This is a genomic window from Saccharopolyspora griseoalba (assembly GCF_042665275.1).
Lineage (GTDB): Bacteria > Actinomycetota > Actinomycetes > Mycobacteriales > Pseudonocardiaceae > Saccharopolyspora > Saccharopolyspora griseoalba.
In genome coordinates this window covers 80338-98793 of the sequence record NZ_JBHTCJ010000002.1, presented here as the reverse complement: position 1 = coordinate 98793, position 18456 = coordinate 80338, and the positions used below count along the sequence as shown (strand labels likewise).

The 18456-nt window shown below is 72.9% G+C and carries 14 protein-coding genes; 10 read left to right on the top strand and 4 right to left on the bottom strand.

Going from position 1 to position 18456, the window contains the following annotated elements:
- Nucleotides 1-7 precede the first annotated feature (7 nt).
- Both ACFQRI_RS04575 and ACFQRI_RS04570 read left to right on the top strand, forming a co-directional pair.
- The gene (locus ACFQRI_RS04575; protein ID WP_380664765.1) at nt 8-730 is read left to right on the top strand and encodes a class I SAM-dependent methyltransferase; all 723 of its coding nucleotides are present in this window, start codon (nt 8-10) and stop codon (nt 728-730) included.
- 367 nt (nt 731-1097) lie between these two features.
- A complete protein-coding gene (locus ACFQRI_RS04570) occupies nt 1098-1520 on the top strand; it encodes a DUF3040 domain-containing protein (RefSeq protein WP_380664763.1) in 423 nt (140 codons plus the stop codon).
- A 64-nt stretch (nt 1521-1584) separates the two neighbouring features.
- Here ACFQRI_RS04570 and ACFQRI_RS04565 read toward each other — a convergent pair whose 3' ends face one another.
- The 3 genes from ACFQRI_RS04565 to ACFQRI_RS04555 are packed head-to-tail and all read right to left on the bottom strand — an operon-like array spanning nt 1585 to nt 6031.
- Nucleotides 1585-3834 (bottom strand): transglutaminase TgpA family protein, encoded by a 2250-nt coding sequence (locus tag ACFQRI_RS04565; protein WP_380664761.1) that lies wholly within the window; start codon nt 3832-3834, stop codon nt 1585-1587.
- A complete protein-coding gene (locus ACFQRI_RS04560) occupies nt 3831-5060 on the bottom strand; it encodes a DUF58 domain-containing protein (RefSeq protein WP_380664758.1) in 1230 nt (409 codons plus the stop codon). The genes ACFQRI_RS04565 and ACFQRI_RS04560 overlap by 4 nt, the downstream gene beginning before the upstream one ends.
- A gap of 2 nt (nt 5061-5062) precedes the next feature.
- The gene (locus tag ACFQRI_RS04555; RefSeq protein ID WP_380665539.1) at nt 5063-6031 is read right to left on the bottom strand and encodes an AAA family ATPase; all 969 of its coding nucleotides are present in this window, start codon (nt 6029-6031) and stop codon (nt 5063-5065) included.
- A 785-nt stretch (nt 6032-6816) separates the two neighbouring features.
- On the opposite strand from ACFQRI_RS04555, the gene mraZ reads away from it, so the two are divergent.
- From mraZ to ACFQRI_RS04530, 5 genes are all read left to right on the top strand, one after another.
- Nucleotides 6817-7248 carry a division/cell wall cluster transcriptional repressor MraZ gene (gene mraZ, locus ACFQRI_RS04550; protein ID WP_380664756.1) on the top strand — a complete coding sequence of 144 codons (432 nt, stop codon included), beginning with the start codon at nt 6817-6819 and terminating at the stop codon, nt 7246-7248.
- A gap of 200 nt (nt 7249-7448) precedes the next feature.
- Nucleotides 7449-8438, top strand: coding sequence for a 16S rRNA (cytosine(1402)-N(4))-methyltransferase RsmH (rsmH, locus tag ACFQRI_RS04545; protein WP_380664754.1), 990 nt, complete (start codon nt 7449-7451; stop codon nt 8436-8438).
- A gap of 8 nt (nt 8439-8446) precedes the next feature.
- On the top strand, nt 8447-9244 hold the full coding sequence (gene ftsL / locus ACFQRI_RS04540; protein WP_380664752.1) for a cell division protein FtsL: 798 nt from the start codon (nt 8447-8449) through the stop codon (nt 9242-9244).
- The gene (locus ACFQRI_RS04535) at nt 9244-11085 is read left to right on the top strand and encodes a peptidoglycan D,D-transpeptidase FtsI family protein (protein WP_380664750.1); all 1842 of its coding nucleotides are present in this window, start codon (nt 9244-9246) and stop codon (nt 11083-11085) included. The genes ftsL and ACFQRI_RS04535 overlap by 1 nt, the downstream gene beginning before the upstream one ends.
- A gap of 240 nt (nt 11086-11325) precedes the next feature.
- Nucleotides 11326-13047 carry an IlvD/Edd family dehydratase gene (locus ACFQRI_RS04530; RefSeq protein WP_380664748.1) on the top strand — a complete coding sequence of 574 codons (1722 nt, stop codon included), beginning with the start codon at nt 11326-11328 and terminating at the stop codon, nt 13045-13047.
- A 72-nt stretch (nt 13048-13119) separates the two neighbouring features.
- Here ACFQRI_RS04530 and ACFQRI_RS04525 read toward each other — a convergent pair whose 3' ends face one another.
- Nucleotides 13120-13626, bottom strand: a complete 507-nt coding sequence (locus ACFQRI_RS04525; protein WP_380664746.1) for a CHAP domain-containing protein — start codon at nt 13624-13626, stop codon at nt 13120-13122.
- 404 nt (nt 13627-14030) lie between these two features.
- Here ACFQRI_RS04525 and ACFQRI_RS04520 point away from each other — a divergent pair, with 404 nt between their 5' ends.
- The 3 genes from ACFQRI_RS04520 (at nt 14031) to mraY (ending at nt 18279) form a co-directional block, all read left to right on the top strand.
- Entirely contained in the window at nt 14031-15638 is a 1608-nt protein-coding gene (locus ACFQRI_RS04520) for a UDP-N-acetylmuramoyl-L-alanyl-D-glutamate--2,6-diaminopimelate ligase (RefSeq protein ID WP_380665537.1), read from the top strand.
- Between the two features lie 114 nt (nt 15639-15752).
- A complete protein-coding gene (locus ACFQRI_RS04515; RefSeq protein WP_380664744.1) occupies nt 15753-17207 on the top strand; it encodes a UDP-N-acetylmuramoyl-tripeptide--D-alanyl-D-alanine ligase in 1455 nt (484 codons plus the stop codon).
- Between the two features lies 1 nt (nt 17208).
- Complete coding sequence (mraY, locus tag ACFQRI_RS04510; protein ID WP_380664742.1) at nt 17209-18279, top strand: phospho-N-acetylmuramoyl-pentapeptide-transferase; 1071 nt, start codon at nt 17209-17211, stop codon at nt 18277-18279.
- The last annotated feature ends 177 nt before the right edge of the window (nt 18280-18456 follow it).

The window sequence follows — 18456 nt, the reverse complement described above, 5'->3', positions numbered from 1 at the left end:
GCTGGGCATGAGATCGGACGCCGTCCACCAGGTGCTGGAAACCGAAATCGCCGACGCCGGGCGGCGGCACGGCGACCGCCCCGTGCGCGTGCTCGACGTCGGCGGCGGCAGCGGCGTGTGGGCGGTGCCGCTGGCTTCCGCGGGCTGCCACGTCACCGTCGTGGACCCCAGCCCGGACGCGCTGGCCACGCTGCGCCGCCGCGCCGCCGACGCCGGGGTCGCCGACCGGGTGACCGCGCTGCAGGGCGACACCGAGGCGCTGGCCGTGCTGAGCCCGGAGGGCGGTGCGGACCTGGTGCTGGGCCACGGGGTGCTGGAGTACGTCGACGACGTGCCGGCCGCGGCGAGCGCGCTGGCCGCGGCGACCGCCCCGGGCGGTGCGGTCTCGGTGCTGGTCGCCAACCGGTACGCGGCGGTGCTGGCCTGGGCCGTGGCCGGCCGGCTCGGCGAGGCGCTGGACGTGCTGCGCGACCCGCAGGGCGACCTGGGCAGCGCGGATCCGCTCCAGCGCCGCTTCGACACCGCGGAGCTCGACCGGGTGCTGGCCGCGGCCGGCCTGACCGTCGAGCGGGTGCAGGGCCAGGGCGTACTCACCGATCTGGTGCCCGGCTCGGTTCTGGACAACAACCCTCGCGCGGCCGAGGTGATGGCCGAGATCGAGCAGGAGGCCGCGGGGCGCGCGCCGCTGCGCGACATCGCCACCCGGTTGCACGCGCTGGCGCGCAAGTAGCGGTTCGGCCGGGAGCCGCGTCCTCGAACGGGTGCGGTTCCCCTCCGAAACGCCTCGGGCATCGTCCTCCCGGATGATTCCCGTCGCACCGCGGAGTGATCTTCCGGCGCGGCTACCGTGGGTTGGCGGACTGATTACCGCTGGTCGTTGCTGTCCCGGGCGCCCGGTGGGCGATGTTGATCACTCCTGCGCGGCGATGATGTCGGCAACCTCGCAGGGCTCCGGTGGCAAGACCGGGTAGTCGTCGGCTCGCGGGAACCGTATCCTCATTGGTGACGCCCCCAAGCGTTCGCCGGTCCCCAGGCCGGGTGAGCCCGCTCATCCCGGACTCCGGCGCCACCGAGACACCAGTGCCGGAGGAGGAGTCATGCCACTCTCCGAGCACGAGCAGCGACAGCTCGAGCAGATCGAGCGCGCGCTCTACGCCGAGGACCCCAAGTTCGCCTCAACCGTGCGCGGCGGAGGGCGGAAACGCCCATCCCGGCGTCGCCGGTTGCAGGGCATCGCCGTGTTCGTGCTGGGCCTTGCCCTGCTGGTGGTCGGTGCGGTGCTGCCGGCCCTGCGGCCCGCGGACATCCCCGTGCTGAGCGTTGTCGGCTTCCTCGTGATGTTCGGCGGAGCGATGATGGTCCTGTTCGCGCTGCGCGGTGGCGAGGACTCCGACGAGTCGTCCGCCAAGGACGACGGCGGCGGCAAGTCCAAGAAGAAGGGCCACAACCGCGGTTCCGCGAGCGGTGGCTCGTTCGCCCAGCGCATGGAAGATCGGTTCCGGAAGCGCTTCGAGCAGTAGTCGATTCGAACGATGATCGCCGTCGGCCACCGGTCGGCGGCGATCATCGCGCGTGATCGGCAGGTCAGCGGCGCCAGGGCGGTAGCGCCGAGGCCGGGAAGAGCCGAGCCCGCAGGTCCAGCGGCGCCGCCTGCTCCAACGCGGTGCGGGTCCGGCGCAGCGGCTCGGCCGCGTTCCCGGTGGCCGCGCCGACCGGCGCGTACCACTCCCGCTCGACCTCGGCGACCAGGCTGCGCAGGCCCTCGGCGCCCTCGGTGTCCAGCGCGTGCTCGCCGATGAGGTGCTCGGCGAGCTGCCGGGCGGTCTCGGTGTCGCCCGGCCGCGCGCCGCGGTCGCGGAACTCGTCGAGGATCTCGGCCCAGGCGGCCCCGGCGGCCCCGCGCCCGCCCGCGGCGACCAGCTCCATCCGCCGCCTGCGGCGCATCTCGCGCACCGCCAGCGGGGTGGCCAGCGCCGCGCAGCCGAGCACCAGCACCAGGACCAGCACCGGCGCGGTCCAGTCGGTGCGGGTGGAGACCTCGCGGCGCTGCTCCGGCTGCGCCGGGGCGGCCTGCTCCGGACCGCCGGGCTCGGGGGCGGGGGCGGGCGGCGTGCCCGGCCGGGTGGGCTGCGGTTCGCCCGGGGCGCTCGGCGCGGGCTGCTGCGGCGGGTGCAGGGCGTTGCCCAGGAACTGGGGCAGCGCGGTGCGGCCGTCGCTCAGCGGGGTGGGGTCGAAGCGCTGCCAGCCCCAGCCGGGGAAGAAGGCCTCCACCCACGCGTGCGCGTCGTCGGTGGTGATCACCCGCTCGCCGCCGTCCTGGTAGCCCCCGGTGAACCCGACCGCGACCCGCGAGGGGATGCCCGCCGAGCGCAGCAGGACCGCCATCGCCGAGGCGTACTGCTCGCAGAACCCGCGCTTGCCGTGGAACAGGAAGTCCACCAGCGCGTCCCGGCCGGTGTTCGGGGCGGTCTGCAGGGTGTACTGGAAGCCGTTGGACGGGTCGGTGAAGTGGCGGTTGATCGCCACGGCCTTGTCGAACGGGTTCGACTCGCCCGCGGTCAGCTGCCGCGCCAGGTCCGCCACTTCCGGGGGCACGCCGGCGATGTCCAGGTAGGCCCGGTCGATCGGCATCGGTCCGCGCGCGTTGCGCAGCTCCTCCGGCGACGGGTCGGGCAGGACCACCCGCTGGGTGTAGGCGCGGCTCTCCTGGTTGTGCTGGGTGAACACGATCCCGGAGGCCGGGTCGTAGCGCCACTGCCTGCCCATCCCGGAGACCTGCAGCGGGGTGCCGAACACCGGGAGCCACGGGTCGCGGTAGCCGATCGGCTGGATGTGGATCGTCTCCCGCTCGCCGCGCGCGATCGTGGTGCCCTGCGGCAGCGGCAGCGGGCGGTCGGCGTCCACGCCCTGGGTCAGGCCGTCGATCCGCCAGCCCCGGTTCGGGTCGAACTCGCGCAGCGTCAGCGCGCGCAAGTAGGTGTCCTGCTCCAGCCCCCGCACCCGGAACAGCTCCACCACCCGGTCGCGGTTGAGCTGCCCGCGCAGCGAGGTGAACGGCTGCAGGCCGATGCCGTCGGTGCCGCCGAACTGCTCCGGGACCGAGCCGGGCAGCCTGCCTTCGGTGCCGACCCCGGTGAACGCCGAACCGGCCAGGATCGCGATCACCCCCGCGGTGCCCGCGACGGCCGCGGTCGTGTGGCCGAACATGGTGTGCGCGACCCGGTCGGCGGTCTCCCGGCGCCGCCACCGGCGGTGCCCGCCGGTCGAGGCCAGCAGCAGCGCGTAGCCGGCCGCGCCGAGGGCGAAGGTCCACCAGGGCAGCATCCGCTCGGCCAGCGAGGCAGGGATGGCGAACACGCACAGCAGCACCAGACCGGTCACCGCCGGGCTGCCCACCCCGACGGCGATCACGTCGACCAGCAGCGCGACCACGCCGAGGCCCAGGCACAGCATCGCCTGCAGCGGCGGGTCGGCGGGCACCGGCGGGACGCCCGTGCGCACCACGCCGCCCGCTTCGCCCAGCAGCTTCACCAGCTGCCCGGAGGAGGTCGGGGTGGGGATCAGGCCGAGCGCGGCGCCGGTGGTGAACAACCAGGTCAGGGCGAGCAGCAGGGCGAGCAGCTGGGCCAGCGGGGTCAGCGCCGGGTGCCACCGGAAGTGCCTGCCGATCGCGCCGGTGCCCGCGACCGCCGCGACGGTCAGCGCGCCGGGGATCAGCCAGCGCGCGTCGCCGAGCACGCCGGCGAACGACGTCGCCGCGCACAGCACCGCCAGCGCTCCGGCCGCGGTGGTCACCAGCGAGGTGTCGACCTGCGAGTCGCGTCCGCCGATCACCGGGTCACCTCCGGGACCTGCCCGCACAGCCGCTGCCACACCTCGGGGACCCGCGCCTGCGGGCCCTCGGCGACGGTCACCGCCCAGCCCGCCGCGCGCAGCTGCGCGGCGGACCTGACCACGTCGCGACCGCTGCCCTCGCCGTTCCAGGCGCGCACGTCGAGCAGCACCGCCAGGCTCCGCGACTCCGGCGGGCGCAGCCGGGTCAGCTCGGCGACCGCGGCCGTGGTGGTCTCGCCGAGCACCGCGATCAGCTCGTGACCCTCGCCGGGATCGCGGCTGCAGGACAGGTCGCGCTGGGGCGAGGGCCGCACCGCGGCCAGCGAGTCCAGCAGGGCGTCCTCCTGCCCGTCGCCGAGCACCTCGACGTCCCGGGTCAGCGGCCAGCCGTCCTCGGTGAGCAGCCGGATCTGGGTGCCCTGCTTGCTCAGGTGCAGGCAGATGCTGGCCACCGCCGAGATCGCCCACTCCACGCTGCTGCCCGCGCCGGTGCCGCGGTGCGCGGCCGAGCGCCGGTCCAGCAGCACGGTCACGCCGCCCTGCCAGGGCTTCTCCTCCACCCGCACCATCAGGTCGTCGCGCCGCGCGGTGGACTTCCAGTGCACCCGGCGGATGTCGTCGCCGTGCCGGTACTCGCGGACCATCGCGTCGTCGTTGCCGTGCCCCGCGCGCATCTTGGCGGTGCCGTTCTCCCCGTTGCCCATGCCCGATCCGGGCGGCAGCCCGGAGAGCTCGTGGACGTTGGGGGTGGCGACCAGCCGCGAGCGGCCGGCCAGCTCGCGCTCGTAGGTGGCCAGGCCGAAGGGATCGCCGATCCAGGTCCGCAGCGGGCCGATGTGGTGGACGCCGCGCAGCGCCGGGGTGACCGAGTAGTCCAGCCGGATGCCGTTGCCGCGCAGCGCGTTGAGCCGGAACCGCGCGCGGTCGCCCAGCGCGTGCGGCACCTCGTCCTCGACCACCAGCCCCTCGACCGGCAGCCCGCCGCCGGTGAGGTGCAGGGCGGCGTCGGCGGTCGAGCCGACCGGGATGCGGGGCGGGTCGAGGTGCCGCCGGGCCGCGATGCCGAAGCGCACCCGCCCGGCCAGGAGCAGCGCCAGCAGCGGCAGCGCGATCACGAACGCCGACACGCGCAGCAGGTCGCGCTCGTCGAGCACCAGCGCGCAGATCCCGGCGGCCGCGCCGGCCGCCAGCAGGCAGCGCCCGCGGATGGTCAGGCCGGAGAGCACGGTCAGCCTCGTTCGCCGTCGGCGTCCCCGTGCGGCACCGGGATCCGGGAGAGCAGGTGGCGCACCAGGTCGCCGGTCGAGCGGCGGGCCGCGCGCGCCTCGCTGGTGAGCACCAGCCGGTGCGCCAGCACCGGGACCGCGACGGCCTGCAGGTCGTCCGGGATGACGAAGTCGCGGCCGACCAGCGCCGCTTGCGCGCGGGCTGCGCGGATCAGCTGCAGCGTCGAGCGCGGGGAGGCGCCCAGCCGCAGCTCGGGCTGGGTGCGGGTGGCGGTGACCAGCTCGATGGCGTAGCGGCGCAGCTCGGTGGACACGTGCACGTTGCGCACCGCGCGCAGCAGGCCCTGCACCTCGGCGCTGTCGGTGACCGGGCGCAGCTCGCCCAGCGGATCGTGCCCGGAGTGCTCGTCGACCATGGCCAGCTCGGCCTCGGCGTCCGGGTAGCCGATGGACACCCGCGCGGTGAACCGGTCCCGCTGGGCCTCGGGCAGCGCGTAGGTGCCCTCCATCTCGGCCGGGTTCTGGGTGGCGATGACCATGAACGGCGCGCCCAGCGCGTAGGTGTCGCCGTCGACCGTGACCTGCTGCTCCTCCATGCACTCCAGCAGCGCGGACTGGGTCTTGGGCGAGGCGCGGTTGATCTCGTCGCCGACCACGATGTTGGCGAACACCGGTCCCGGCCGGAACTCGAAGCTCTCGGCCTGCCGGTTGTAGATGGACACGCCGGTGATGTCGCTGGGCAGCAGGTCCGGGGTGAACTGCACCCGGCTCACCGAGCAGTCGATGGACCGGGCCAGCGCCTTGGCCAGCGAGGTCTTGCCGACCCCCGGCACGTCCTCGACCAGCAGGTGCCCCTCGGAGAGCAGGGTGACCAGGGCGATGCGCACCACGTCGGGCTTGCCGACCAGGACCTGCTCGACGTTGGCCGCGATGCGGGTGATCGCGTCGTGGACCCGTTCGATCCCGGGCAGGGCCGTGGAGGACGCGCCGCCGGGTTCGGTGCTCGTCGCACCGGTCAGCTGGGGATTCACGCCACCTCCAGGGGGTCGCCGGGTCGGATGTTCCGGTCGGGCGGGGTCGGCTCGCCGCTGTCCTCGCGCATGCTGACCTCCGTCGCGAAACCACTGTCCACCCGGGCGGTCATCCACCGGAGACGACAGCGGTGATCCGAGTCGGCATCCACCTCGGCGCCCGCGACCGGGCCGAGCGCGTCCGCGGACGTCCGGTGGATCCGGTCGGCGTGCACCGAGCAGTGTGCCAAACCGGGGTCACCGGGTGGCCGGGCCTCCTCGCCCCACATCACCCCACCACGGCTGCCCGGAGGGCACCGGACGGGGCCGAGCACCGAGCATAACCGCTCGCCGGCGCAGTTGATCTAGATGTGCGCCCACCAGCGGATTCGCTCCCGGGGCCGATTTCGGGCTCCGGGGTGGGCGCGTGTCGGGCCCCGAAATGCCCCACTTCGCCCCCACCTGGTTCCACCTGCGAAAACGAGTGCCATCCGGCCGGGCGACCCGGGGTGTTTCGTGTTGACGGTGGGGGGAAGTGGGGTAGTGTGGTGCCCGGTGGGGCAAAAGGGGGTCTCACCACTCGTGCCGGCAGTTGTTGATCAGTTGATCGTCGGCTTCCGGCGGGGTGCCGGCTCGATCGGTGAGCCGGCTACGGAGCCGCGGTCGCGGAGCGGGAGTCGATCGCGATCGGGGTGTGGACCGGGTCCGCCGAGCAGGTGGCCCCGGGCCGAGGGAGGTGGTCCGGGATGTTTCTCGGCACCCACCACCCGAAGCTGGACGACAAGGGGCGCTTGACGCTGCCTGCGAAGTTCCGGGACGCACTGGCGGGGGGTCTGATGGTCACCAAGGGACAGGACCACTGCCTGTTCGTCTTCCCCCGGGACGAGTTCGAGCAGATGGCGCGCAAGGTCGCCGAGGCGCCCTTCACCAACGAGGCGGTGCGGGCCTACCAGCGGTACCTGTTCGCGGGCACCGACGAGCAGCGGCCCGACGGCCAGGGGCGGATCGCGATCGCGCCGGAGCTGCGCCGCTACGCGGGCCTGACCAAGGACTGCGTGGTGGTCGGGGCGATGACCCGGCTGGAGATCTGGGAAGCCGACCGCTGGCAGCGCTACCTCGAGGACAACGAGGAGGGCTACGCCCAAGCGCAGGAGGAGGTGCTTCCCGGCGTCTTCTAGGAGTGCGGCCCGGGTTTCGTGAGGCCTCGGTCCGCTCGGCTTTCGCCTCCTGGTGCATCTTCCCCGGTACCAGGAAGCGACGGGCGGGCGGGGACCTGACGGGATCCGGACGCGATGAGGGGAACCACGGTCGGCGCGCTGAGCGCCGACCGCCGGTGTATTTCGAGACGACTCAAGGCACGCGGGAGGGAGGGGCCGCCGTGGCCGAAACACCGCAGGAGCGTGGCGGTTCCGCCCGCGACAAGCACGTCCCGGTGCTGCTCGGGCGCACGCTGGAGCTGCTCGGGCCCGCGCTGTCCGCAGACGGCGCCGTGGTGGTGGACGCGACCCTGGGCATGGGCGGGCACTCCGAGGCGATGCTGGCCGCGCACCCGGGGCTGACGCTGGTCGGCCTGGACCGCGACCCCAACGCGCTGGAGCTGGCGGGCGAGCGGCTGCGGCCCTACGCCGACCGGATTCACCTGGTGCACGCGGTCTACGACGAGTGGGAGCGGGTGCTCGACGAGCTCGGCGTGTCCGAGGTGGACGGTGCGCTGTTCGACCTCGGGGTGTCCTCGCTGCAGCTCGACGAGGGCGAGCGCGGCTTCGCCTACGCGCAGGACGCGCCGCTGGACATGCGGATGGACACCACCGCCGAGCGCACCGCCGCGGACGTGCTCAACACCTACTCGGCCGGTGAGCTCACCCGGATCCTGCGGGTCTACGGCGAGGAGAAGTTCGCGAGCAAGATCGCCTCGGCGATCGTCCGGGAGCGCGCGAAGGAACCGTTCACCGACAGCGCTCGGCTGGTGCAGCTGCTCTACGACGCGGTGCCCGCCGCGAGCAGGCGCACCGGGGGACACCCGGCCAAGCGCACCTTCCAGGCGTTGCGCATCGAGGTCAACGCGGAGCTGGAGGTCCTGGAGCGGGCGCTGCCGGCGGCGCTGGACTCGCTGCGCACCGGGGGCCGGATCGTGGTCGAGTCCTACCACTCGCTGGAGGACCGGATGGTCAAGCGCGCTCTCGCCGAGAGGTCGAAGTCGCGCACCCCGGTCGACCTGCCGGTGGAGCTGCCCGGGCACGGGCCCGAGTTCCGCCTGCTCACCCGAGGCGCGGAACAGGCCGGGGACGCCGAGATCGAGACCAACCCCAGGGCGGCATCGGTGCGGCTGCGCGCAGCCGAGCGGATCGGCCCCGGTGGCCAGGGATAGGAGGCGAGATGACAGCACCGGCACGGAGCAAGGCCGCCGCGCGCGTCGAGACCGAGGAGCGCGACGAGACCGCTCGCACCACGACCAAGCAGCCCACCAAGTCCGCGAAGCCGTCCAGCAAGCAGGCCACCAAGCAGGCGGGCGGGACCAAGACCGCGCCGAAGAAGTCGGACAAGAGGCGGGGCCGGTCGGCCGCGGCCGACCGCGCGTACGCGCGGCGCGACGAGCGGCGCGAGCAGTCGTCCCGGCGCCCCAGCCAGGTCCGGCAGGGCGTCGAGGAGCGCCGCCCGGTCGCGGCCCGGTCGCGCGCCCGCAAGCAGCTGCAGGAGAAGGTCTCCACGATCGCGCGGCTGCCGCTGGTCGTGGTGGTGATGGTGGTGCTGGCCACCGGGCTGGCCGCCACGCTGTGGCTGTCCATCGCCGCGGTCAGCGGCAGCTACCAGCTCAAGGCGGGCGAGGCGGAGATCAACTCGCTGACCAACCGCAAGGAGCAGCTGCAGCGCGAGGTCAGCTCGATGAGCTCGACACCGGCCCTGCAGCGCCGCGCCGAGCAGGAGCTGGGCATGGTCGAGGCGCCGACCCCGGCGCACCTGGTGGAGCACCCGGACGGCTCGGTCGCGGTCGTCGGTGACCCGCAGCGGGCCACCGCTCCGCCGCCGCCCGCTCCGCCGGCCCCGCCCGCGCGCCCCGAGCAGCAGAGCGGCCCGCAGCAGGACGGCAGGCCCGGCGCCGAGCAGCCGCCGCAGCAGAACCAGGAGCAGAACCCGCAGCAGCCCGCCCGACCGGATCCGGCGGCTGGTCGCTGATGCCTCGTCGGCCGGTCGCTCGTGGACGCACCGCCCGAACCAACGTCGCCGGCAGCAACCGGCGGTTGCTGATCGGGCGGTTGCTGATGGTGATCGCCCTGCTGGTGGCGGGCACCAAGCTCGTGCAGGTGCAGGGGGTGCAGGCGAACGCGCTCTCGGCCAAGGCCGAGCAGCAGCGCATCACCAAGGACGTCATCCCGGCCGATCGCGGGTCCATCATGGACCGCAACGAGAACGTGCTGGCCTTCTCCAGCGAGGCCCGCCAGCTCTACGCCACGCCGCGGCGCATGACCAGGACGCTCGAGGAGGCCCACGCCAAGGACCCCACCGAACCCACGGCCGTCCAGTACAAGCAGGAGATCGCGCGCTTCATCGCCCGGACCGTCCCCGGCGAGTTCACCGAGAAGGCGGTGATGGACGTGCTGATGAGCGACGACAAGTTCACCTACTTCGGTCCGGAGATCGAGCCCGCGCAGGCCAAGAAGATCACCGGCAAGTTCCCGCAGATCGGCGCCGAGTACCGGGCGACCCGGGAGTACCCGGCCGGGAACCTGGCGGCCAACGTCATCGGCGCGGCGAACTGGCGGATGGACGACCGCAAGGTCGAGGGCCAGATCGGGCTGGAAGCGGCCATGGACAAGGCGCTGGGCGGCACCAACGGCGTCAAGCTCTCCGACACCGCGATGGGGTCGAGCCTGGTCATCCCCGGAACCGAGCGCGAGCTCAAACCGGCCGTGCCGGGCTCGGACGTGCAGCTGACCATCGACTCCGACGTGCAGTTCATGGTGCAGCGCGGGCTGGCCGACTACGCCAGGCGCGCCAACGCGCGCAGCGCGAGCGCGGTGGTGCTCGACGCCAAGACCGGCGAGGTCTACGCGCTGGCCAACGACAAGACCTTCGACCCGGGCGGGCCGTGGAACGACAACATCGGCAACCCCGCGGTGACCACGCCCTACGAGCCGGGCTCGGTGAACAAGGTGATCACCGCGGCGGGGGCGATCGAGAACGGCATCGTCAAGCCGGAGACCGTGATGCAGGTGCCGGGCAAGATCGAGGTCGCCGACCGCACCGTCGGGGACGCCTGGCCGCACGGCACGATCCCGCTGACCTTCACCGGCGTGCTGGGCAAGTCCTCCAACGTCGGCACCCTCGACGTCGCGCAGCGGCTCGGCCCGGACGAGTGGTACGAGCTGGCCACCAAGTTCGGGCTGGGCAAGCGGACCGGCATCGGCCTGCCCGGCGAGAGCGCGGGCGCCCTGCCCGCGCGGGAGGACTGGTCGGGCTCGACCTTCGCCAACCTGCCCATCGGGCAGGGCCTGTCGATGACCGTGCTGCAGATGGCCGGGATGTACCAGGCGATCGCCAACGACGGGGTGCGGGTGCCCCCGCGGATCATCGACGCCAAGATCCGGCCGGACGGGACCCGGGTGCCCACGCGGCAGCCCGAGGGGGTGCGGGTGGTCAAGCCGCAGACCGCGGAGACGGTGAAGAACATGCTCCGCGCGGTGGTCCAGGACGGCCCGGGCAGCCGCGACGACGGCACCGGCAAGGACGCGGCGCTGGAGGGCTACCAGATCTCGGGCAAGACGGGCACGGCGCAGCAGATCGACCCGGCCTGCAAGTGCTACAGCCAGTCGAAGTACTGGATCACCTTCGCGGGCATGGTGCCGGCCGACGACCCGCGCTTCGTGGTGGGGCTGATGCTCGACCAGCCGCACGGCTCGCCGGAGGCCGAGTCGGCCGCGCCGCTGTTCCACGAGATCGCCGCCTACCTGACCCAGCGCTTCCAGATCCCGCTGTCGAAGAAGGAAGCGCCCTTCCAGGTCCTCCAGGCGGACTGACGCCGAGCTCCGCAGAAGTCCCCGCGCGCCGCGCGCGGGGACTTCTCGTGCGCGAGGCCCCCGCGACGGCCCCGAGGCGATCTTCCCTGGGCAGCGGGCGTCGAGGGGCATCCAGCCGGGTGTTCGACATGACAGCGGTCGTTCGAAATTCCGTATGACCTATTGCCAACCGCCTGCGGAGCTGGTTACGTCGCGTTCATCCGGCGACGCCACCGGAGTTCGCGAGGTACGGGAGGACGCATGAGTACGCCGTCGCGACGCAGCGCCAACTGGTTCGGTGCCGAAGGTCGGGCCGGGATGACGGCCCGCTCCTGGGTGAGGAACCAGGGCTACAGCGACGAGGTGTTCGACGGGCGACCGGTCATCGGCATCGGGACGACCTGGTCCGAGCTGGCGCCGTGCAACGCCCACCAGCAGCAGATCGCCGAGTCGGTCAAGCGCGGGGTGTGGCAGGCGGGCGGTTTCCCGCTGGAGTTCCCGAACATGGCGCTCGGCGAGACCTTGATGCGCCCGACGACCATGCTCTACCGCAACCTGCTGGCGATGCAGGCCGAGGAGACCATCCGCGCCAACCCGCTGGACGGCCTGGTGCTGCTGTCCGGCTGCGACAAGACCACCCCCGGGCTGCTGATGGCCGCCTCCAGCGTCGACCTGCCCACCGTGATGGTCACCGGCGGGCCGATGCTCAACGGCAAGTACCGCGGTTCCGAGGTCGGTTCGGGCACCGCGGTGTGGCAGGCCGAGGCCGACCTGGTCGCGGGGCGGATCGACCAGGAGGAGTGCTACTTCATCGAGAAGTGCATGTCCCGCTCCAACGGCCACTGCATGACGATGGGCACCGCCTCGACGATGGCCTGCGTGGTCGAGGCGCTGGGCATGCAGCTGCCCTACGCCGCCTCCTGGCCCGCTGTGGACTCGCGCCGCTTCGCCACCGCGCAGGACACCGGCAAGCGGATCGTGGACATGGTCGCCGAGGACCAGAAGCCCTCGGACGTCCTCACCCGCGAGGCGTTCCGCAACGCCATCCGGGCCAACGCCGCGATCGGCGGCTCCACCAACGCGGTGGTGCACCTGATCGCCATCGCCAAGCGCGTCGGGGTGGAGCTGACCGTCGACGACTTCGACCTGGACGGCCGGGACGTGCCGACGCTGGTGAACCTGCAGCCCAGCGGCAAGTTCCTGATGGAGGACTTCTGCTACGCGGGCGGGCTGCCCGCGGTGCTCAAGGAGCTCGGCGACCTCGTCCACCGCGACGCGATCACGGTCACCGGTCGGACGATGGGCGAGAACATCGCCGACGCCGAGATCCACAACACCGAGGTGATCACCCCGATCGACCGGCCCTTCCAGGGCGTGGGCACCGGCACGGCAGTGCTGCGCGGCTCGCTGGCCCCGGGCGGCGCGGTGATCAAGCAGTCGGCGGCCTCCGAGCGGCTGCTCAAGCACCGCGGCCCGGCGATGGTCTTCGAGGACGTCGACGAGTACTACGCGGTGTGCAAGGACGACGACCTCGACGTCGACGAGAACACCGTGCTGATCGTGCGCAACGCGGGCCCGAAGGGCTACCCGGGCATGCCCGAGGTGGCCAACGTGCCGGTGCCCAAGAAGGTGCAGGACGCCGGGTACGACGACATCGTGCGCATCTCCGACGGGCGGATGAGCGGCACCGCCTACGGCACCGTCGTCCTGCACGTCACCCCGGAGGCCGCCGCCGGCGGTCCGCTGGCCTTCGTGCGCACCGGTGACGTGGTCAGCCTGGACGTGGCCGAGCGGCGGCTGGACCTGGAGATCTCCGAGGAGGAGGTGGAGCGCCGTCGAGCCGAGTGGGAGGCGCCGGCCAACCCCTACGAGCGGGGTTGGCCCCGCCTGTACGTCGACCACGTCATGCAGGCCTCCGACGGCGCGGACCTGGACTTCCTGGTCGGCAAGTCGGGTCGCTACGTGCCGCGCGACGGGCACTGACCCCGGGAGCTCGGTGCGGAGTCCCCGCGGCGATCCGGGCCGCGGGGACTCCTCGTGCGCGGGGCGGGAACCTCAGCCGCCCGCGGGGACCTGCGGGTCGCTCCAGCCGAGGTAGTTGGCGAAGTGCGAGGTGCTGGCCGCGTGGCCGATGGCGCCGTTGACGCTGGTCGAGTAGAAGCCGCCGTTGCCGTCGGCGATGCCGACGTGGCCGTACTGGCTGATGTTCCAGTAGACGAACGCGCCCTCGGGCGGGGTGGACCCGTCGGTGTGCGCCTTGCCCGCGGCCACCGCCCCGTTCCAGTGGTCGATCGCCGAGGGCCACACGCCGGTGACGCCCCAAGCGTTCTCCGCGGCCTTCTCGCACAGGCCTTCGTAGGAGGTGTCGCCCGCGCGCGCCCGGTACCACTCCACGGCTCCCCGCGCGGTGCCGTCGCCGGGCGCGGCGATGCGCAGGTGCTGCTCGGCGGCCGGGGGAGCGGCGGGCTGGGCGAGCGCCGCCGGGGCGCTGAGCGGGGCCAGGGCGAGGGCGCCGACGACTCCGGCGGCGCCGGCTAATCGAGCAAGCTGACGCTTGTTCACGAATACCTCCCGGATCAGGAAAATTTCCAACGTCCAAGACGTTAGAGAGCTGATATCCGGATCGACCACGCTTCGGCGAACTTCCGCCACAACCGCGCGAACGGTGTGAACGAGACGCGCCCGGCCGGTCCCCGCGCCCGCCCGGGCGCCTGGCCTCGGCGCCGCAGGTTCGCGCGATGGCCTTGCTCAGCTGCGAAAACGCTCGCGCGCCCGGGCCGGCGGCGAGGTCCGCGCGGCGCGCGGGCGCGGTGCTCGGCGTTCGCGCCGGATTCACCGCGGGAACGACCGATGAACCCGGTGCCGCGGAAATCCTCCGCACGCGGGCGCGCGCGGGGAAACGGACCAGGCCGCGATGCGCGCACCGGAGCAGCCCGACGCGGCCGAACGGGTGGGCGACCGTGAAGATGCGTCCGCAAGCGGTGCAGGTAGCCTTTCGCGACGTGCCTTCCGCGGTCGCAACTGCCCCGCCTCGTCCTTCGCACGTCGAGCCGGTGGAAATCGAGAAGCTCGCCGACGAGATCGGCGCGCGCGTGGTCCGCGTGCCCGGCCGCCCCGCCGCCGAGGTGGTGGTCGCCGGCGCGACGCTGCGCGCTCAGCACGTGCGTTCCGGCGATCTGTTCGCCGCGCTGCCCGGCACCCGGGTGCACGGAGCCGACTTCGCCGAGCAGGCGCTGGACGCGGGCGCGAGCGCGGTGCTGACCAACGCCGAGGGCATCGAGCGCGCGTCCCTGGCCGAGCACCCCGCGGTGCGCGAGGGCCGGGTCGCGCTGCTGAAGCACCCCGACCCGCGCGCCGTGCTGGGCTCGGCCGCCGCGCTGATCTACGGCGATCCGTCGAGCAGGCTCAAGGTCCTGGGCGTGACCGGCACCTCCGGCAAGACCACCACGACCTACCTGCTGGAATCCGCGCTGCGGGTGGCCGGCTACGGCACCGGGCTGATCGGCACCGTCGAGACCCGCGTCTGCGGGGAGCGGCTGGACAGCGCCTTCACCACCCCGGAAGCCCCGGACCTGCAGGCCCTGCTGGCCGTGATGGCCGAGCAGCGGGTGGCCTACGTGCCGATGGAGGTCTCCAGCCACGCGCTGGCCATGGGCCGCGTCTCGGGCACCAAGTTCGCCGTGGGCGGCTTCACCAACCTCTCCCAGGACCACCTGGACTTCCACCGCGACCTGGAGGACTACTTCCAGGCCAAGGCGCTGCTGTTCGACGGCCGCGCCGAGCGCGAGGTGGTCTGCGTGGACACCGAGTGGGGAGAGCGCCTGGCCGCCAAGTCGGGTGTGATCACCGTCTCCACCGAGCGCGGCGAGGCGAGCTGGTCGGCCACCGACGTGCGGGCCTACGCCACCGGTGAGCAGACCTTCACCGCCCACGGGCCCGACGGCGTCGAGATGCCGGTGCGGCTGCGGCTGCCCGGCCCGTTCAACGTGGCCAACGCGCTGCTGGCGATCGGCGTCCTGCACGCCGCCGAGGTGCCGCTGTGGGCGATCGAGCGCGGGCTGGCCGAGGTGGACGTCCCCGGGCGCATGGAGCGTGTCGCCCTCGGGCAGGACTTCACCGCCGTGGTGGACTACTCGCACAAGCCAGGTGCCGTTTCGGCGGTGCTCGACGCCGCCCGCGCGCAGGTCGACGGCAAGGTCGTCGTCGTGCTCGGGTGCGGGGGCGACCGGGACACCGCCAAGCGCCCGCTGATGGGCGAGGCGGCCGCGCGCCGCAGCGATCTGCTCGTCGTCACCGACGACAACCCCCGCAGCGAGGACCCGGCCGACATCCGGGCCGCGATGCTGGCGGGCGCCCACGAGGTGCCCGGGGAGGAGCGCGGTGAGGTGCGCGAGATCGGCGACCGGCGAGCGGCGATCGCCGCCGCCGTCGAGGCCGCCGAGCCCGGCGACATCGTGGTCGTCGCGGGCAAGGGCCACGAGACGGGCCAGGAGGTGGCCGGCGTGGTGCACCCCTTCTCGGACCGGGAGGAGTTGGCCGCCGCGCTGCGCCATAGGCTTGGCCGCAGTGAGTGAACCGATGATCGTCGGGGGTGGGACGGCGCTGCTTCGGCCGTGAGCGATGATTTCGGTGATCGCTCGAACGAGCCGACCGGCAGCGGGTGTCCCGCGGAGAACCGAGGAGGCAGGTTGATCCGGCTCAGCCTCGCTGACATCGCACAGGCGGTGGACGGCAGGCTTCACCGTGCGGAAGGCTCGGAAATCGTCAGCGCGGGAGTGGAGTTCGACTCCCGCGAGGTCGAACCCGGCGGGCTGTTCGTGGCCGTGCCGGGCGAACGGGTCGACGGGCACGACTTCGCCGCGGGCGCGGTGGCCGACGGGGCCGCCGGCGTGCTCGCGGCGCGCGAGGTGGACGCACCGGCGGTGCTGGTGCCACCGGTGGCGGCCGAGCGCTCCAACGCCATGGCGCTCGCGGGCGACACCGACGGCTCGGGAGCCGCGGTGCTGGCCGGGATGGCCAGGCTGGCCCGCCACGTCGTGGACCGGCTGCCGCGGCTGCGGACCGTCGGCGTGACCGGCTCGTCGGGCAAGACGTCCACCAAGGACCTGGTCGCGCAGCTGCTGGAACCGATGGGCCCGACGGTGGCGCCACCGGGCTCGTTCAACAACGAGCTCGGCCACCCGTGGACCGTGCTGCGCGCCGACGAGGACACCCGGCACCTGGTGCTGGAGCTGTCCGCGCGCGGCACCGGGCACATCGCCGCGCTGTGCGAGGTCGCGCCGCCCGACATCGGCGTGGTGCTCAACGTCGGCCACGCGCACCTCGGCGAGTTCGGCTCGCAGGAGGCGGTCGCGATCGCCAAGGGCGAGCTGGTCGAGGCGCTGCCCGCCGACGGGGTCGCCGTGCTCAACGCCGACGACCCGCTGGTCGCCGCGATGGCCGAGCGCACCCGGGCGCGCGTGGTGCTGGTCGGCGAGTCGCCGAAGGCGCACGTGCGCGCCGAGGACCTCCAGGTCGACGACCTCGCCCGGCCGACCTTCACGCTGGTCACCGAGCAGGACCGGCAGCGGGTCACGCTGCCGCTGTTCGGCGAGCACCACGTCGGCAACGCGCTGTCGGCCGCCGCGGTGGCCCTGGAGCTGGGCGCGAGCCTGCCCGAGGTCGCCGAGCGGCTCGGCTCGGTGCGGCGGGTCTCCGGCAAGCGCATGGAGGTCGCCGAGACCCCGGAGGGCGTCACCGTGATCAACGACGCCTACAACGCCAACCCCGAGTCGGTGCGCGCCGCGCTCAAGACGCTGGCGTCCATGACCCGGGGCAAGCCCGCTCGCGCCTTCGCGGTGCTCGGCCCGATGGCCGAGCTCGGCGAGGCCGAGACCGAGGCGCACGACGAGATCGGACGGCTGGCCGTCCGGCTGAACATCGACCACCTCGTGGTGGTCGGCGACGGGGCCCGGGTGATGCACCAGGCGGCATCGCTGGAGGGGTCGTGGGGAGAGGAGTCGGTTCTGGTGCCGGACATCGATGCGGCCGTCGCGCTGTTGCGCGAGCAGCTGCGTCCCGGTGACGTGGTGTTGACCAAGGCGTCCAACTCCGCCGGGCTGTGGCGGATCGCGGAAGCCCTGCTGACCGAGGGCGAGGGCTGACGTGAAACCGATCCTGATCGCCGCCGCGGTGGCGCTCGTCGTGTCGATCCTGTTCACGCCCTACCTGATCCGCTTGTTCTCCAAGCAGGGCTTCGGCCAGGAGATCCGCGAGGAGGTGCAGGGCCAGCACTCGGCCAAGCGCGGCACCCCGACGATGGGCGGCATGGCCATCCTGGTGGCCATGTGGGCCGGCTACCTGGTCACCCACCTGGTGCTCGGCGACACGCCGACGGCCAGCGGGCTGCTGGTGCTGGGGCTGACCACGGCGCTGGGCATCGTCGGCTTCCTGGACGACTTCATCAAGATCCGCAAGCAGCGCAACCTGGGCCTGAACAAGACCGCCAAGCTGGTCGGCCAGCTGGTCGCCTCGGTGCTGTTCGCGATCCTGGCCATCCAGTTCCCGAACCGCAACGGCGTCACGCCCGCCTCGGTGGACCTGTCGTTCCTGCGCGACATCACGGTGATCTCCTTCGGCGCGATCGGCTTCGTGATCTTCGCCTACGTGGCGATCTCCGGCTGGTCCAACGCGGTCAACTTCACCGACGGCATGGACGGCCTCGCCGGCGGCACCGCCGCCATGGTGCTGGCGACCTACGTGCTGGTGTCGTTCTGGCAGCTGCGCAACGACTGCTTCGCCGAGTCCGGCCCGGCGCCCGGCTGCTACACGGTGCGCGACCCGCTGGACATCGCGGTGGTCGCGGCGGCGGCGATGGCCGCCTGCGTCGGGTTCCTGTGGTGGAACGCCGCTCCCGCGAAGATCTTCATGGGCGACACCGGTTCGCTGGCCATCGGCGGCCTGCTGGCCGGTCTGTCCATGGTCACCCGCACCGAGCTGCTGATGGTCATCATCGGCGGCGTGTTCGTGGTCGAGGCGCTGTCGGTGGTCATGCAGATCGTGGTCTTCCGGACCACGCGCCGCAGGCTCTTCCGGATGGCTCCGTTCCACCACCACTTCGAGCTCGCCGGGTGGGCCGAGACCACGGTCATCATCCGGTTCTGGGTGCTGGCCGGGATCAGCTGCATGTTCGGCGTCGGACTCTTCTACGCCGACTGGCTGGCGCTGGCTCGGTGATCGATGTTCGTGGTCGGCGTGCCTGGCGGTGCGGGTAGCGGAACCTGAGCGGTTCCGTGGACTGCGGGTGCCTCGGCGCATGTACGTCCAATGCACGGCGCCGAGGCCGTCCTCGCCACGAAGCCGCTCAGAACCCGCGGCGGTGCCGGTTGCTCGGGTGGGCTAACGGCTTCGCCG

What these genes read in the sequence shown, in the direction of transcription:
- ACFQRI_RS04575 (WP_380664765.1), top strand. Translation starts at nt 8, where the DNA reads ATGAGATCGGACGCCGTCCACCAGGTGCTGGAAACCGAAATCGCCGAC.
- ACFQRI_RS04570 (WP_380664763.1), top strand. Translation starts at nt 1,098, where the DNA reads ATGCCACTCTCCGAGCACGAGCAGCGACAGCTCGAGCAGATCGAGCGC.
- mraZ (WP_380664756.1), top strand. Translation starts at nt 6,817, where the DNA reads ATGTTTCTCGGCACCCACCACCCGAAGCTGGACGACAAGGGGCGCTTG.
- ftsL (WP_380664752.1), top strand. Translation starts at nt 8,447, where the DNA reads ATGACAGCACCGGCACGGAGCAAGGCCGCCGCGCGCGTCGAGACCGAG.
- ACFQRI_RS04535 (WP_380664750.1), top strand. Translation starts at nt 9,244, where the DNA reads ATGCCTCGTCGGCCGGTCGCTCGTGGACGCACCGCCCGAACCAACGTC.
- ACFQRI_RS04530 (WP_380664748.1), top strand. Translation starts at nt 11,326, where the DNA reads ATGAGTACGCCGTCGCGACGCAGCGCCAACTGGTTCGGTGCCGAAGGT.
- ACFQRI_RS04520 (WP_380665537.1), top strand. Translation starts at nt 14,031, where the DNA reads ATGCGTCCGCAAGCGGTGCAGGTAGCCTTTCGCGACGTGCCTTCCGCG.